This is a genomic window from Sphingomonas sp. S-NIH.Pt3_0716 (genome assembly GCF_003950715.1).
GTDB classification, from domain to species: domain Bacteria; phylum Pseudomonadota; class Alphaproteobacteria; order Sphingomonadales; family Sphingomonadaceae; genus Sphingobium; species Sphingobium yanoikuyae_A.
This window is the reverse complement of record NZ_QLJK01000022.1, coordinates 19,050-33,482: the sequence shown is the minus strand read 5'-3', so window position 1 is coordinate 33,482 and position 14,433 is coordinate 19,050. Positions and strand designations below refer to the sequence as shown.

Here is a 14,433-nt window from a genome sequence, read left to right as displayed (position 1 = left end):
AGGGGAGAATGCGCGCAATGAATATCATTCTGCTTGGTCCTCCGGGTGCCGGCAAGGGCACCCAGGCCACGCGGCTCGTCGACAGCCGTGGCATGGTTCAGCTGTCGACCGGCGACATGCTGCGGGCTGCGGTCAAGGCGGGGACTCCGGTCGGCCTTCAGGCTAAGGCGCTGATGGAATCGGGTTCGCTGGTGCCGGACGAGGTCGTCTCGGGTATCATCGGCGAAGCGCTTGATGCGCTGGCGGCCGATACCGGCGTGATCTTCGACGGCTATCCGCGGACCGAGGCCCAAGCCCATTCGCTCGACACCATCCTGGCCGATCGCGGCCGCACGCTCGATCATGTGATCGAGCTGGAAGTGGACGAGGATGCGCTGGTCGAGCGCATTACCGGTCGCTTCACCTGCGCGACCTGCGGCGAAGGCTATCATGATGTCTTCAAGCAGCCCAAGGTCGAGGGTACGTGCGACAAGTGCGGCGGGCATGAGTTCAAGCGTCGTCCCGACGACAATGAGGAAACGGTGCGTACCCGCATGGCCGAGTATCGCGCCAAGACCGCACCGATCCTGCCGATCTACGAAGCGCGCGGCATCGTCAGCCGCGTCGACGGCATGGCCGACATGAACGACGTCAGCGGCGCGATCGTCGCCATCTTGGACGGCGTTCCGGCCTGAGCTATTCTCCCTCCCCGGCGACAAGGCGGGGAGGGGACATGGCCTATCCAATCAAATCGATACTGACAGGCGCCGGCATGGCGCTGGCGGCTGCGCCCGGACAGGGTGGGGTGGTTGCCAGCAGCGATGCCGGCTTTGTCGTGCAGGCGAGCGTGGACGTGGCGCTGGCGCCCGACGCGGCCTATGCGCTGCTGGCAGAGCCGGGGCGCTGGTGGAGCAGCGCCCACACCTATAGCGGCGATGCGCGCAACATGGTGCTGGAGGCGAAGGCCGGAGGCTGCTTCTGCGAGACCATTCCCGACAGGAGCGGCAAGGGCACGTCCGGCAGCATCGAACATGCGCGGGTCATCTATGCCGCGCCGCGCCAGCGATTGCGGCTGAGCGGCGCTCTGGGGCCGCTGCAGAGCGAGGCCGTGACCGGCGTGCTGGACTTCGCCATCGCGCCCGCGCCGGGCGGCAGCCGTGTGACGCTGACCTATTCGGTGGGCGGTTATATGCGCGCTGGCCTGGCGCCGATCGCGCCGATCGTCGACAAGGTGCTGGCGGAGCAACTCGACGGCTATAAGCGGGCGGCCGACAGCAAGGGCTGACGCGCGACCGCGCCGGCAGGCAATAGCAAATCGGGGTGGAAGCCCGATGGCCTCCACCCCGATGGATGATGCTTGGTTCTCGTCACCCATGCGGCCCCGGCAGACAGCCATCCGGACGCGCGCATCCGCGTCCGCGATGGTGTTTCACTCGGCCAGCGTCTCATCCTCCACTATCATGCCCAGCCCCGCTCGAACCGGCCGATCGACTGGCGCGCGCTGAGGGCTGTCCTACATATAACCATATAGGTTATATTCGTCGCTATGAACTCGATCCCCTCACCCCCTCCGCCCTGGCCGACATCGCCTGATGCTGCGGCCGCTGTCTCCACCCGGCCCAACGCCCTGACCGATTTCCAGCCGGTCCCCCGGCGCGGTCGGCACGATGGCTGGACCGTGGCGCGGCAACATATCTTCATCGCGGCGCTGGCCGATTCCGGCTCGGTCACCCATGCCGCCGCCCAGGCCGGCAAATCGGCCGTCTCCGCCTATCAGTTGCGCCGCGCGCGCAACGCGGACTCCTTTGCCGCCGCCTGGCAGGCCGCACTCGACCAGGGCGTGCGCCGACTGGAGGATATCGCCATGGAGCGCGCCATCCATGGCGTCGAAGTGCCGGTCTACAGCTATGGCAAGCTGGTCGGTACCCGGCGGGTCTATAATGACCGGTTGCTGATGTTCCTGCTGCGGTGCCGCGCGCCCGATCGCTTCACCCCATTGTCGCCGGCCCATGCCGGTCGCAAGGCCCCCACGCCGGATCCCAATAGCGGCCCCGGCAGCCCCGCGGCCATCGCTGCGGTCGAACGCGTCCTTGAGGAAATCCGGCGACGGCGCGCGCTGACGGGCAATTAAGCGGCCCCCCGCTACCTGCCCCCGGACATATCGCGCCTGCCGCAAGCAAATCCTGCGCGATTTGCCCATTGTTCCCAATATATCGCCCCACCGGCTGATGTTGGTCGCTCATTAAGAATGATTGCCTCGAACAGGGAAGAATATATCGTTTCGATATCGTTATATTATCAGGGGGATGACGATGCGGAGGACGAAATTTTTACTGGCCATTACCGGACTGTCCGGAACTCTGGCCGCAGCACCCATATATGGACAGGCCATATCCCATATGCGGCCATCCAAGGACCACCTCTCCGATGGGTTAGCGCGTGCGGAAACGGCCGCCACCAAGGCCGAAACCGATGCCTTGGAAGCGCGCAAGAAGGCGGAAGCGACAAAGGCCTTTCTGGACATCCTGAACGATCGGTTGAAGGCAGCCGGGCAGTCAGCGTCCTCGCAATCCGTCGAGTTTCGGAATGAGGTAAAGGCGCAACTGAAAAAGGACATGGCCGCAGCCGACGTCGCCGATCGAAACGCGGTTGCAGCACGCGACGCCCTGGCCAAGACCCGCAAGGAGCTTGCTGCGTTCATACCCGTGCCACCGCCCATTATCCCACCGGCACCGCAGTTCGATACAGAGCGATTCTTTGACCGTCCCAATAAAGCTAGCGCCGACTTCCTGGCGGCTCGGCGCGCATATGATGTGCGGGTCCTGGAAGCGATTCCAACAGCCCCGTTGGAGCGCGACGTCAGCAGCATCGGCTTAGCTGGGCAACTCACGATGGCAGAGGGCGGTTCACGCGTTGCGCTGAAATATAGCTGGCCAATCAATGCTAAGAAGCTGTTCCGGGTGAACGGCGAAATCGTTGGCGATCGGCCAATGACGGACCAACTGGCGTTCGAGCTATCGGCCAAGCTGAAGGACGGTGATGCCATCCTTGGATCGTCCGACGGCTTTGGCAACGATGCCAAGTTCAAGATTTCCTATAGCCGCGCCTATTCGCGCCGACGCAGCCGCGCAGAAATGGATCAGGCCCTATATGACGCGGCCGCCATCATAACGGCCATCTGCCAGCGCGAAGTCACGGCCACGGCTTACACACACGACCAGCGACTTCAGCCGCCGCCGGCAGTGGTCAACGCCGCAGACAGGCTCAACGCCGAAACGGATCTCAGTCAGGCAAAGGCGAACTGCACGTCCCCACAATCGATGCTGACAGGTGTCAAGTCGGCAGCCGGGATGGAAGCTTTGTCCAATGCGCTATGGGGTGTACCTGATCCGCTGTGGGACTGGACCATCACGGCGAGCATCGGTCATGCATCGGACGAATATCGTGATCTCGCCAGCCTCGATCCCGATTATCTGAAGGCGGACGAGCCCCTGGGGATAAAATCGCGAAAGACCGATGGGACGCCCTGGTCGATCGGAGGGAGCGCCGGCGTGCTGCTGGGCAAGCGTCGGCCCGAGGGCGTCGATAATCGCCGCCCCTTCCGGCTCGCCGCCTTGCTGGAAATGGGGGAGGAACTATCCATCGCTGATGACAACAAAGATCAGATTGTCTGCCCGACTCCCGATCAGGACGATCGAACCACGCACTGCGTTACCACCAACCTCGCGCCGCTGGACAAGAACTGGTTCGTGAAGCTCGGCGCCGAATTCCGCTGGGACATGAGCAATATCAAGTTGCCGCTCGGCATCGCGCCGAAGGCGAGCTGGAATTTCTCCAGGGACCGGCTGGAATATGACGTGCCGATCAGTTTCGTCACCAGCGCCACGGAGGGATTGCACGCCGGCGCAAAATTGTTCGGCCGCGCCTTTGCCGGACAGGATACACATTTCGCAGTAGGGCTATTCGTCGGCACTCGGTTCAAGGTCACCGACTGACAGGATCACTGTACAAGGCAGAATGAAACGAAAATCGCCCATGATCCCATAGCGGATCATGGGCGATGTCATGTTTTGGCAGCGGATGATCCCACCCGCCGGCGCCTATCCTAATTCTCGTCGCCCATGCGCAGGGCGGCGATGAAGGCTTCCTGCGGAATCTGGACGCTGCCATATTCGCGCATCCGCTTCTTGCCTTCCTTTTGCTTCTCCAGCAGCTTCTTCTTGCGGGTGATGTCGCCGCCATAGCATTTCGCCGTGACGTCCTTGCGCATCGCCGCGATCGTCTCGCGCGCGATCACCTTGCCGCCGATCGCCGCCTGAATCGGGATCTTGAACAGGTGGCGGGGGATCAGATCCTTGAGGCGCTCGCACATGTGGCGGCCGCGCGCTTCGGCGGCGGAGCGGTGGACGATCATCGACAGCGCATCGACCGGCTCGTTGTTGACGAGGATGCTCATCTTGACGAGGTCGCCCTCACGCGTGCCGATCTGGTGATAGTCGAAGCTGGCATAGCCACGGCTGATGCTCTTGAGGCGATCATAGAAGTCGAACACCACTTCGTTGAGCGGCAGTTCATAGGTCACCTGGGCGCGGCCGCCGACATAGGTGAGGTTCTTCTGGATACCGCGACGGTCCTGGCACAGCTTCAGGATCGAGCCGAGATACTCGTCGGGGCAGTAGATCACCGCCTCGATCCAGGGCTCCTCGATCATCTCGATATGATTGGGATCGGGCATGTCGGCCGGGTTGTGCAGGTGAAGGGTGCGACCATCCTTCATGTGCATGTCATAGACGACCGACGGTGCCGTGGTGATCAGGTCCAGATCATATTCGCGGCTCAGCCGCTCCTGGATGATTTCCAGATGCAGCAGGCCGAGGAAACCGCAGCGGAAGCCGAAGCCGAGCGCGGCGGAGGTTTCCATCTCGAACGAGAAGCTGGCGTCATTGAGGCGCAGCTTCGAGATCGACTCGCGCAATTTCTCGAAATCATTGGCGTCGACCGGGAACAGGCCACAGAACACCACCGGCTGCACTTCCTTGAAGCCCGGCAGCGGCTTGGCGGCGCCATTCTTCACGGTCGTGATCGTGTCGCCGACGCGGGTCTGGGCGATTTCCTTGATCTGGGCGGTGATGAAGCCGATCTCGCCGGCGGCGAGTTCCGGCAGCGCCTCGATCTTGGGGCGCATGCAGCCGACGCGGTCGATCAGATGTTCGGTGCCGCCGATCATGAACTTGATCGCCTGGCCCTTCCTGATGACGCCGTTGACCACGCGCACCAGGATGACGACGCCCAGATAGGGGTCGTACCAGCTGTCGACCAGCATCGCTTCCAGCGGTGCGTTGCGATCGCCCTTGGGCGCCGGGATCTTGGTGACGATCGCTTCCAGGATGTCGTCGATGCCGATGCCCGACTTGGCGCTGGCCAGCACCGCTTCCGACGCGTCGAGGCCGATCACCTCCTCGATTTCCGCGCGGACCTTTTCCGGCTCCGCGGCGGGCAGGTCGATCTTGTTCAGCACCGGCACGATCTCATGATCATGCTCGATCGACTGATAGACGTTGGCCAGCGTCTGCGCTTCCACGCCCTGCGCGGCATCGACGACCAGCAGCGCGCCCTCGCAGGCCGCGAGACTCCGCGACACCTCATAGGCGAAGTCGACATGACCCGGCGTGTCCATGAGGTTGAGCTCATAGGTCTCGCCATTCTTGGCGGTATAGTCCAGGCGCACGGTCTGCGCCTTGATGGTGATCCCGCGCTCCTTCTCGATGTCCATGTTGTCAAGGACTTGCGCGCTCATCTCACGGTCGGTCAGGCCGCCGGTGCGCTGGATCAGGCGATCGGCCAGCGTCGACTTGCCATGGTCGATATGTGCAATGATCGAAAAGTTTCGGATATGGGACAGGTCGGTCATCGGCGCCCGATAGCAGCAGTTGCGGGCGCTGTCAGCAGGATCACGTAGTGCATGGCACGCGAAATTGCCGTGCGATGACAAGCATCGTCATTAACCCCCTTTGCTTGGAAGCCCCCTGCGGCTGTGTTACGTTCCAGAAAAATATCCGGGGCGCACCAATTTCTCTCGACCAGACAGGAAACGGGGTTTTTGAAAATGCGTGTATTGAAGATGCTGACTGCGGCTGCGGTCTGCCTTGGTTCGGCCGCGCCGATGGCGATGGCCGCCGAAAAGGGTTCGTCGGCCCGTCAGGAACAGTCGCGAAAGCAGGCGGAAATCCCGCGCTGCACCCGCCGCCTTGGCACCGTCGCGATCGTCGAGCCCGACAATCAGTGGTGGCGCGAACTCAATCTGGGCAGCCCCGAGGCGATCCTGAAGATTTTCGTGCAGCAGTCGGGCTGCTTCGGCCTGGTCAATCGTGGCCGGTCGATGGCGAGCCGCAACATGGAACGCGCCATGGCTGACAATGGCGAATTGCAGGCGAACAGCAATCTGGGCCGTGGCCAGGTGAAGGCGGCGGATTATTTCCTGGAGCCGGACATCGTCTCCTCCAACCGCAACAGCGGCGGCAATTCGCTGGGCGGCGTGCTCGGCGGCTTCATGGGTGGCAGCACCTGGGGCCGGATCGCTGGCGGCATCAACGTCAAGAAGAGCGAGGCCAATGTCACCCTCTCGGTCGTCAATGCCCGCACCACCGAGGAAGAGGCGCTGACCGAAGGCTATGCCCGCAAGTCGGACCTGAGCTTCAACGCGAGCGGCGGGTCGAGCTGGTGGGGCGGTTTTGCCGGCGCAGGCGGCGGCGGCTACCAGAATACCGAGATCGGTCAGGTGATCGTGCTCGCCTATCTCGACGCTTATACGAAACTGGTGACGCAGCTGGGCGGCCTGCCCGAGAATGCGGCGGCAGCCGCGCCGGTCGCGCAGCCCTGATGGCAAGGGGGCGCTGCCGCTGCGGCAGCGCCTTCATCCGCTCGGCGCGATTTCCGCGAGCGGGCCGGGCGCCCGTCGCCGCTTCTTCCACCAGCGCAGGATGATCTCTCCCGCCGGTCGCTCGACCAGGCGGTTGATCAGCGTGCCAAGTGTCAGCGCGACCAGGAAGGCGGCGGCAAAGCCGATCCAGGGGCTATAGCCGGCCCTGGCGATTTCCAGCATGACGACGAAACCGACATGCTGGTGGATCAGGTAGAAGCTGTAGCTGATCCCGCCCATCCAGACGAGCGGCCGGATCGCCAGGAAGCGCAGATGGTTGCGGATCAGCGCTGCGAAGGTCGCCATCAGCACCAGGCCGACAATCGTCACGTCCCATGTTTCCATGGTCGCGATCGACAGCAGCGCCAGCGTGGCATAGGGCGCCTGTTGCTGCCAGCTGCGCTGTCCCGCCCAGATGCGGTAGGCCAGCATGCCGATGATGAAGAAGGGCGTGTAGCGCAGCACCAGCAGCATCACGACCCGTTCGGGCACGATGTCGGGCCAGAGCTGCATAACCCAGCGCAGGATCAGCCAGACCACCAGCGTCGGTTCCAGATGCCGCAGGCCAATCCATTTCCAGATCGAGACCATGCAGAAATAGAAAGCGATCTCCACCGTCAGCGTCCAATAGGCGCCGTCCACTTCGGGAATGAAGGCAAAGCCCTGGAGCATCGTCAGATTGGCGAGAATCGCAAAGGGGCCAACCAGCAACTGGGTCGCCTGGGCCAGATATTCGATCGACAGCGTCACCAGCATCGCCACCAGATAGGCGGGATAGAGGCGGGCGAAGCGGTTGACGATGAAGTCGGCGACCGTGCTGATCCGGTCCAGCGTGAAGAAGATCGCAAAGCCCGAAATGGTGAAGAACAGCAGCACGCGGTAATTGCCGCCGGGGAAGCTGAAGGGCACATGGCTGGCCTGCGGGAACAGCTCATGGAAGCGGGTCGAATAATGGAAGACCAGCACGCACAAGGCGCCGATTCCGCGCAACGCGTCCAGCTCCGTCAGCCTTGTTCGCTTCGGCTTCGTTTCGACCATGATGCTTCATAGCAATGATGGAGCAACGAATGGGATATTTTCTTGGTTAACGTGCAATGCGCAAATGGCGGATACGGGCGCTGTCGGTCCCGATCTGGAACGTCCCGCCGCGGGATCGCGGTCTTAGCCGGCCGCGCACCAGTCGATTGGCCTGGCTGACCAGGGACGGGCATAGCGTTTGAGAATGAGGAGCTGGCCCAGCGAGACGCCGTCACGGAGCAGTATGCGGGCGGTCGGGTCACTGTCGGCGGGATCGGCATGGGCTTCGAAGCTGCCGCCGTTCAGCATGCCCTGCAACGCGGTGCGGCCGGCGCGGGCAAGGGCGGCTTCCTGCGGGCAGTCAGCGCCTTCGAGTCGGGGCGCGCTGATGTCGGCGAGATGGTAGCGACGGCCCTGATAGGCATAGGCGTCGGTGGCGAGGACACAGGCCTGGCCGTCCAGATCGTCACAGGCGGCAAAACGGGTGGATATGGTGGCGGGGGCGTCGACGGATGGTGCCGAAGCCGTCGTCGACGCGGGCAGCACATGGCGCATCAGGACCAGCAGCAGCGCGCCCATAAACAGGGCAATGAGGATGAGGCGCAGCGGCACGATGGCGCGGCGCTCGTCTTGCTTGTCATTCAGCCAATGGTCCGACCGGTCCCGGTCTTCGTCACCAATATCATGCAGGCTATAGGCCATGATTCATCCCCAATCGGAGGCCATCGCTAGTAAATATTGGGAAATTTTTGGTTAACCATGGTGGCTGCACAGGGGGCGGCGGACGGCGCCTTGACGCCGCGCCGGGGGCATGGTGAAAAACCGCGGAAGCCAGACGAAGGAGGCGGCGTGAGCGAAGCATGGCTGTATGACGAGCATCCGGCGATGGTCCGGGCGCATCCCTTCCTGTTCCTGCTGCTGCTGGTTTCGGTGGTCGGCATATTGGCGATCGGCGTGTGGTGGGTGATGCACAAGGGCGAGCGGCTGGCGCTGAGCGAGCGCGAGGTGCTGCTGGAACGTGGCTTGCTGGCCAAGCAGCGGACCGAGATCGCGCTGTCCAGTATCCGTAGCGTGCGGATCACGCAGACCTTCGGCCAGCGGCTGTTCGATGTCGGCAATGTCGAGCTGTTCAGCGCCGGTGACGTAGCGGAAATCGCGATCCGCAACATGCCGCGACCGGGCCGGATTCGGGCGATTGCGGCAGCCCGCAACCTGGACCTTCTGCCCCAGCGCTGAGCGGTCGGGCAGAGGCGGCGCGCACGGAAAGCGCACGAAATCCGCCATTTTCTTGTCGAACATAATGTCTAGGCCCTTGACTTGGGCGCATTTATTTTAACCAATAGGAGCCCAGGGGCCGGCAGAGCTTTCCACCCGCACGAGGACGCCAGGAACAAGCAACGTCGATCCGCATCAGGCGGACGGCGGGAAAAAGGGGGCGCCTTGATGGTGGGTTTGCGCGTAATGCCGCTGTTGCCGGAACTGACGGCCGATCAGCGGGCCGAGATTCGGCAGTCCTGCGGCTTCGCCTGCGTGCGCTGCGGGGTGACCATCTATCGTTATCTGGGGCTGCCAGACGGGCCGGGGGCGACGCTGCTCTGCCCGACCTGTCACGGGCTGGTGGAGGAAGGGCGGCTGACCGCGAATCAGGTCCACAGCTTCCATGCCAATCCGGTGGTACGCCAGCGCCACTTCGCGCGCGATCGCCTGCCCTTCTCCAACGAATTGCCGCAATTGATCGTCGGTGGATCGCGGCTGCTGCGCGATACGCCGATTCCCATCACCCTGGATGGCGAGCCGATCCTGATCTTCGCGCCGCCGCGCCGATCCATGGGGGCGACGCGGATCAGCGTCAGGCTGGGCGCGGCCGACGGCACGCCGATGCAGGTGATCGATGGCAATGAATGGAAGCCGCATGACGGCAGCTGGCATTTCCTGTTGCGTGGCGACCGCTATTCGATGATGGCGGCGCGGGGCGACGGATTGTGCGTTTTGCGTATCGTTGCACGCAACCGGCTTGCGGTCGAGCATCTGCGGACCACGATCAACGGGCGCCGGCTGGAAGTGACGCCGGACTGGCTGGAGGTCGATGGCAAGCGCTATGTCGACCGGATCGGCAGCGGTACGCTGATCGGCCTGGAACTGTAGACGGCGCCTTTCGGGGCGCTATCCGGGTTCCCGATTGCAGCTATTGCGGATCGAGTCATGTCATGACTGGATTCCGTAACGGAAACAGGCGATGCCCACAGGCGTCGCCTTTTTCGTCTCACCGATATGGATGAAGTGTATCTGATATAAATCAATAGCTTGGCCGCCATCATAAAAAATTGATCATAGAAGAAGTTTACATCCGTTCCGGGGCATGATTCCCTGTGGGCGATCAGAGGGGTTGGAATGTCGAATGCGGTTGCCAGTCTGGACGATAATCAGCGGGCATGCCTGCGGCTGGTGGCACAGGGCTATACCTCCAAGCAGATCGCGCAGCGCACATCGCTGACCCCCGGTACGGTCGACCAATATGTCTATCGCGCGACCGTGGCGCTGGGCGCCAAGGATCGGCGCGAGGCGGCCCGGATATTGGTAGAGGCCGAGAAAAACGCGCAATTCAAGCAATTTGAATTAAAGCCGGAGCCGCTTGTTGAACCGGTGATGGCGGGTGAGAAGGAGGCGTCGGCACCAAGCAGGCCGACCCGGACCGGCGATATCCCGGCTGGTGCAGAGCGGCAGGAAAAGGGTCGTTTGCGCCAATTGGGTAACCGGATTCTGGCAACCATGGGAGGGGAACCGCATGGGCTGAATCGATGGCAGATCCTGACGACCATCTTCCGGGTCGCGTTATGGGCAGGGGGTTCCCTGGCCGCGCTGATCACGATGGGATATTGGCTCAATCATCTGTTCGGCTGACGGTCTCCAACAATCCAACCATCTGATGGGCCAGCGAGCGCTGGCCTGAAAAGGGAGCCTTGCCATGTCCAATGCCCGCCGCGCCGAGCGCGCCGCCAAGAGCGAAATGCACATGTCGGACGACACCTTCTTCAACCTGAGCGGCCAGGTCCGCGATGCCTATGTGAAGCTGGACGATGTTCTGGCCCACACGCTGCGGATGAGCGCCGACATGATCGACACCGCCCGCACCATCGGCCTCGCCCCTGAACAGGGACAGAAGCTGTTCAAGCGCTTCCATGGCTGCATCGACACGATGATGCAGAGCCGCGAGCAGCTGCTGGGCGCCCATCTGGAGGCGACCAAGATCCGCATGAAGACCAACCAGGCCGAACGCGCCGACGGCTGCTATAGCCCGTGGAGCGCGCTGGAAGAAAAGCAGGCCGACGCCCTGCGCCTGGTCGCCTGACGCGACCGGACCGGAAGGCAGGATCGTGCAGATCTTCCTCGCTTATACGATCGCGCTGATCGCCACCTCGATCTTCGTGGTGCGCTATGGCGGCGCGACCGGGCGCTGGAGCATCGTCGGCGTCTGGGCGGGGTTCATCCTGGCCCAGACGGCGGTCCTGACCATCCGGCCGGAGGCGGTGCTGATCCGCACGATCCTGGCGATCGAATGCGCCTCGCTGCTGTTCAAGATCATCATTTCGATGCTGAGCAGCCGGCGCTGGCCGATCATCGTCGCCGCCTTCCAACTGAATGTGGCTGCGGTTCAGGTCGCGGTGATCGTGTCGCCCGCCTACCTCACCAAATTCTTCTACGCCATGTCGACAATCTGGGCGGTGCCGGTGCTGGTCGTGATGGCCATGGGCACGCAGATGGACCGGAAACACGCGTTTCCGGCCTGAACAAGGGAAACAGGATGCGGAAATGGCCACCATTCCCTCTTGAGACTGCGCCGTCCGGCGAAAGGCATATCGTTTCTGTTTTTGTCCGATTGATGGAGGGCCGATAATTATGGCATCAAGGGACATGACCCAGCGCGTTACGCGCCATCTGAACCCAGTAGGGAGTGATGGAATGGAGGGAGAGGGTGGTTATCCGGCCGAAAGTCCGGTCGTCACCGCGGCCGACCTAGTCCGCGGCTTTTCCGAATGTCGCGACATGGCGACACGCACGCCGCTCTACATCACCCATCATGGCCGGGCGACCCATGTGCTGCTGGGCGTCAACGAATTCCGGGCGCTCAAAGCCCAGTCGGGCAACGCCGGTCAGGAGAGCGCCGAGGAGAAATTGTTCGCGCTGGCCGACTGGGTCGATCAGGCGGTGATCATCTGCGACCAGGATATGCGCGTCGACTTCGTCAACCGGGTCGCCAGCGCCATCTGTCGCAAGCCGGTGGGGCAGATGGTCGGTCCGAAGTTGGACGTCGTCCTGCCTTCCATCAGCGGCAGTCTGATGGAAGTGCATGTGCGCCGCACCGTGAGCGGCGGCGAGCCGAGCGCAGCCGATATTCCCTCCCCCTTTGCCGACGGCGCCTGGCTGCGGCTGCAGAGTTTTCCCCTTGGAAGGTCAACCGTCATCATGTTCCGCGACATTACCGAGGATGTGCGCCGCCATCGGCTGGCCGATGCCAAGGCCGCGATCATCGAGGCGATGACCGCCCATGGCGATGTCGGCTATGTCCGCCTGTCGGTGCGCGGCACGATCGACGCGGTCGATGTGCCCTTCACCGACATGCTGAGCCTGCCGCGCGAACGGGTGATGGGCGTGCAACTGACCGACCTGGTCCTCACCCATGGCCGCGCGGCATTCCGCCAGGCGCTGGAGCGAGCGATGCAGGGGCAGGGCGCGCAATGCGTGCAGACCATGCTGCTGAGCAATCGCGGCGAGGCGGTGGCGGTGAAGGCCTCTATCGTCGCCCTGCACGGCGCCTATGGCGCCGAGGGGGCGGTGGTGCTGATCACCGCGCTCGATGGGAGCACAGTGGTGGAGTTACCGCGCGCCGCCGAATGAGGCGGGCGCGGGTCAGCCGCAGCGGGCGCTGGTGACGACCATCTGATCGTCATAGCTGACGGTCAGCCGGTCGGGACGGAAGTCCATGGTCATGGCCATATTGGGGCCGCCCCAGCGCAGCGTCTTGGCGCCCGATGCCTTGAGCAGTTCCGCGCCCAGATCGGCCGTCGCCTTCTGGCCGGTGAAGCGGTCGAGCCCGTCATGGCTGCACGGCCCCTGCGCCATGGCAGGCGGCGATGCGGAGCCGGGGCCTTCGCTGCCGGTTCCGGCACAGGCGGCCAGGGGCAGGAGTATCATCGCCATCATCGGCATGGGCACCGGCATCCGCATCGTCCGTCTCCTTATTCAGTCCGCGTCATCTTGAGCCGGCCATTCTTGACCGCAAAGGCAAGGCGTCCTTCGACCAGGTCCACCGCGTCCCGGCCGAACTGGTCATAGCGCCAGCCTTCCAGGATCGCGAGATCGTCGCGCACGCCGGCGGCCAGCGCCTCGATATCGTCGGTGCGGGCGAGCAGGCGCGGGGCGACATTGATGTCGCGCGAGCGAATCTTGAGCAACAGCTTCAACAGGTCGGCGACCAGTGCGCCATCCTTGCCCAGGCCCGGACGCTTGGGATCGCGCTCGGGCATCTCGTCCTTGCCGAGCGGCTTGTGCGCGCCGAGCGCAGCCATCAGCCGGCCGCCAATGTCGTTGCTCTTCCAGGTGGCGGAGAGACCGCGCACCTTGCCCAGATCCTCCTGCGCGCGCGGCGGGTGGCTGGCGATGTCGGCCAGCGTCTCGTCCTTGACGATGCGGCCGCGCGGCAGATTCTTGTCCTGCGCTTCCTTCTCGCGCCAGGCGGCCAGCGCCTTGAGGCGACCCAGCACATCGGCCTTGCGGCTGGCGATGCGGACGCGCTTCCAGGCTTCGGATGGATCATTCTCGTAATTGGACGGATCGCTGATCCGCTCCATTTCCTGGTCGAGCCAGTCGCCGCGCCCGGTCTTGCGCAATTCTTCCAGCATCTTGGGGAAGATTTCGATCAGATAGGTGACGTCGCCGATCGCATAGTCGATCTGGCGCTTGTCGAGCGGGCGGCGCGCCCAGTCGGTGAACCGTGCGCCCTTGTCGAGTTGCACGCCGAGCCAGGCGTCGACGAGGTTGCCATAGCCGATCTGTTCGCCAAGGCCGAGCGCCATGGCGGCGATCTGGGTGTCGAACATCGGATGCGGCGTCTTGCCGGTCAGATTATGGACGATCTCGATGTCCTGGCCGCCGGCATGGAAGACCTTGAGCACGTCCTCATTATTGACCAGCAGGTCGAGCAGGGGCGTAAGGTCGATGCCCGGCGCCTTGGGATCGATCGCCGCGGCCTCGTTGGAGTCGGCGACCTGGACCAGGCAGAGTTCGGGCCAGTAGCTATTCTCGCGCATGAACTCGGTATCCACCGCGACATAGGGGGATTTGGCCATGCGGGCGCAGAAATCGGAAAGCGTCTTGCTGTCGGTAATCAGCGGATGAATTTGCATATGGTCTTCGATCTTATTATGGGCTGGCCCGCGTCCTGCGGGCTGGTCGATAGTCGACAAGGCAAGCCCATAGCCGGGCCGCAACAATTTGTCATTTCCGTAAAACGAATTTGA

16 protein-coding genes are annotated in these 14,433 nt (G+C 63.3%); 11 read left to right on the top strand and 5 right to left on the bottom strand.

Annotated elements, in window-relative coordinates:
* Positions 1 to 17 precede the first annotated feature (17 nt).
* The 4 genes from BRX37_RS17560 to BRX37_RS17545 all read left to right on the top strand — a co-directional run bounded on the left by BRX37_RS17560 (position 18) and on the right by BRX37_RS17545 (position 3,974).
* Positions 18 to 674: an adenylate kinase gene (locus tag BRX37_RS17560; protein WP_004208699.1), complete on the top strand. Its 657-nt coding sequence runs from the start codon at positions 18 to 20 to the stop codon at positions 672 to 674.
* 38 nt (positions 675 to 712) lie between these two features.
* On the top strand, positions 713 to 1,264 hold the full coding sequence (locus BRX37_RS17555) for an SRPBCC family protein (protein WP_125988486.1): 552 nt from the start codon (positions 713 to 715) through the stop codon (positions 1,262 to 1,264).
* A gap of 261 nt (positions 1,265 to 1,525) precedes the next feature.
* Positions 1,526 to 2,110, top strand: a complete 585-nt coding sequence (locus BRX37_RS27350) for a hypothetical protein (protein ID WP_318276749.1) — start codon at positions 1,526 to 1,528, stop codon at positions 2,108 to 2,110.
* Between the two features lie 268 nt (positions 2,111 to 2,378).
* The gene (locus BRX37_RS17545; protein WP_164522482.1) at positions 2,379 to 3,974 is read left to right on the top strand and encodes a hypothetical protein; all 1,596 of its coding nucleotides are present in this window, start codon (positions 2,379 to 2,381) and stop codon (positions 3,972 to 3,974) included.
* A gap of 110 nt (positions 3,975 to 4,084) precedes the next feature.
* Here BRX37_RS17545 and lepA read toward each other — a convergent pair whose 3' ends face one another.
* A complete protein-coding gene (gene lepA / locus BRX37_RS17540; protein ID WP_125988482.1) occupies positions 4,085 to 5,890 on the bottom strand; it encodes a translation elongation factor 4 in 1,806 nt (601 codons plus the stop codon).
* Between the two features lie 195 nt (positions 5,891 to 6,085).
* Between lepA and BRX37_RS17535 the strand changes: the two genes are divergently transcribed.
* Positions 6,086 to 6,859, top strand: coding sequence for a CsgG/HfaB family protein (locus BRX37_RS17535; protein ID WP_017499622.1), 774 nt, complete (start codon positions 6,086 to 6,088; stop codon positions 6,857 to 6,859).
* 33 nt (positions 6,860 to 6,892) lie between these two features.
* Here the strand turns inward: BRX37_RS17535 and BRX37_RS17530 are convergent, their stop codons facing one another.
* Positions 6,893 to 7,936, bottom strand: coding sequence for an acyltransferase family protein (locus BRX37_RS17530; protein WP_125988480.1), 1,044 nt, complete (start codon positions 7,934 to 7,936; stop codon positions 6,893 to 6,895).
* Between the two features lie 123 nt (positions 7,937 to 8,059).
* Positions 8,060 to 8,617, bottom strand: coding sequence for a nuclease (locus BRX37_RS17525; protein WP_125988478.1), 558 nt, complete (start codon positions 8,615 to 8,617; stop codon positions 8,060 to 8,062).
* A 147-nt stretch (positions 8,618 to 8,764) separates the two neighbouring features.
* On the opposite strand from BRX37_RS17525, the gene BRX37_RS17520 reads away from it, so the two are divergent.
* The 6 genes from BRX37_RS17520 (at position 8,765) to BRX37_RS17495 (ending at position 12,811) form a co-directional block, all read left to right on the top strand.
* On the top strand, positions 8,765 to 9,151 hold the full coding sequence (locus BRX37_RS17520) for a PH domain-containing protein (RefSeq protein ID WP_037510835.1): 387 nt from the start codon (positions 8,765 to 8,767) through the stop codon (positions 9,149 to 9,151).
* A 225-nt stretch (positions 9,152 to 9,376) separates the two neighbouring features.
* Positions 9,377 to 10,060 (top strand): hypothetical protein, encoded by a 684-nt coding sequence (locus BRX37_RS17515; RefSeq protein ID WP_206434179.1) that lies wholly within the window; start codon positions 9,377 to 9,379, stop codon positions 10,058 to 10,060.
* Between the two features lie 246 nt (positions 10,061 to 10,306).
* Complete coding sequence (locus BRX37_RS17510) at positions 10,307 to 10,816, top strand: helix-turn-helix domain-containing protein (protein WP_004208691.1); 510 nt, start codon at positions 10,307 to 10,309, stop codon at positions 10,814 to 10,816.
* Positions 10,817 to 10,880: 64 nt separating this feature from the next.
* The gene (locus BRX37_RS17505) at positions 10,881 to 11,264 is read left to right on the top strand and encodes a hypothetical protein (protein WP_004208690.1); all 384 of its coding nucleotides are present in this window, start codon (positions 10,881 to 10,883) and stop codon (positions 11,262 to 11,264) included.
* A gap of 25 nt (positions 11,265 to 11,289) precedes the next feature.
* Positions 11,290 to 11,703 (top strand): hypothetical protein, encoded by a 414-nt coding sequence (locus BRX37_RS17500; RefSeq protein WP_004208689.1) that lies wholly within the window; start codon positions 11,290 to 11,292, stop codon positions 11,701 to 11,703.
* A gap of 172 nt (positions 11,704 to 11,875) precedes the next feature.
* Positions 11,876 to 12,811 carry a PAS domain-containing protein gene (locus tag BRX37_RS17495; RefSeq protein ID WP_017499618.1) on the top strand — a complete coding sequence of 312 codons (936 nt, stop codon included), beginning with the start codon at positions 11,876 to 11,878 and terminating at the stop codon, positions 12,809 to 12,811.
* Between the two features lie 12 nt (positions 12,812 to 12,823).
* Here the strand turns inward: BRX37_RS17495 and BRX37_RS17490 are convergent, their stop codons facing one another.
* Both BRX37_RS17490 and rnd read right to left on the bottom strand, forming a co-directional pair.
* Positions 12,824 to 13,141 (bottom strand): I78 family peptidase inhibitor, encoded by a 318-nt coding sequence (locus BRX37_RS17490; RefSeq protein WP_017499617.1) that lies wholly within the window; start codon positions 13,139 to 13,141, stop codon positions 12,824 to 12,826.
* 11 nt (positions 13,142 to 13,152) lie between these two features.
* Entirely contained in the window at positions 13,153 to 14,319 is a 1,167-nt protein-coding gene (gene rnd / locus BRX37_RS17485; RefSeq protein ID WP_099231051.1) for a ribonuclease D, read from the bottom strand.
* Positions 14,320 to 14,433: the final 114 nt, after the last annotated feature.

Excerpts from the sequence above, each read along its gene's own strand:
- BRX37_RS17490 (WP_017499617.1), bottom strand. The coding sequence starts at position 13,141 with ATGCGGATGCCGGTGCCCATGCCGATGATGGCGATGATACTCCTGCCC.
- rnd (WP_099231051.1), bottom strand. The coding sequence starts at position 14,319 with ATGCAAATTCATCCGCTGATTACCGACAGCAAGACGCTTTCCGATTTC.
- lepA (WP_125988482.1), bottom strand. The coding sequence starts at position 5,890 with ATGACCGACCTGTCCCATATCCGAAACTTTTCGATCATTGCACATATC.
- BRX37_RS17530 (WP_125988480.1), bottom strand. The coding sequence starts at position 7,936 with ATGGTCGAAACGAAGCCGAAGCGAACAAGGCTGACGGAGCTGGACGCG.
- BRX37_RS17535 (WP_017499622.1), top strand. The coding sequence starts at position 6,086 with ATGCGTGTATTGAAGATGCTGACTGCGGCTGCGGTCTGCCTTGGTTCG.
- BRX37_RS17510 (WP_004208691.1), top strand. The coding sequence starts at position 10,307 with ATGTCGAATGCGGTTGCCAGTCTGGACGATAATCAGCGGGCATGCCTG.
- BRX37_RS17525 (WP_125988478.1), bottom strand. The coding sequence starts at position 8,617 with ATGGCCTATAGCCTGCATGATATTGGTGACGAAGACCGGGACCGGTCG.
- BRX37_RS17560 (WP_004208699.1), top strand. The coding sequence starts at position 18 with ATGAATATCATTCTGCTTGGTCCTCCGGGTGCCGGCAAGGGCACCCAG.
- BRX37_RS17495 (WP_017499618.1), top strand. The coding sequence starts at position 11,876 with ATGGAGGGAGAGGGTGGTTATCCGGCCGAAAGTCCGGTCGTCACCGCG.
- BRX37_RS17515 (WP_206434179.1), top strand. The coding sequence starts at position 9,377 with ATGCCGCTGTTGCCGGAACTGACGGCCGATCAGCGGGCCGAGATTCGG.
- BRX37_RS17505 (WP_004208690.1), top strand. The coding sequence starts at position 10,881 with ATGTCCAATGCCCGCCGCGCCGAGCGCGCCGCCAAGAGCGAAATGCAC.
- BRX37_RS27350 (WP_318276749.1), top strand. The coding sequence starts at position 1,526 with ATGAACTCGATCCCCTCACCCCCTCCGCCCTGGCCGACATCGCCTGAT.
- BRX37_RS17555 (WP_125988486.1), top strand. The coding sequence starts at position 713 with ATGGCCTATCCAATCAAATCGATACTGACAGGCGCCGGCATGGCGCTG.
- BRX37_RS17545 (WP_164522482.1), top strand. The coding sequence starts at position 2,379 with ATGCGGCCATCCAAGGACCACCTCTCCGATGGGTTAGCGCGTGCGGAA.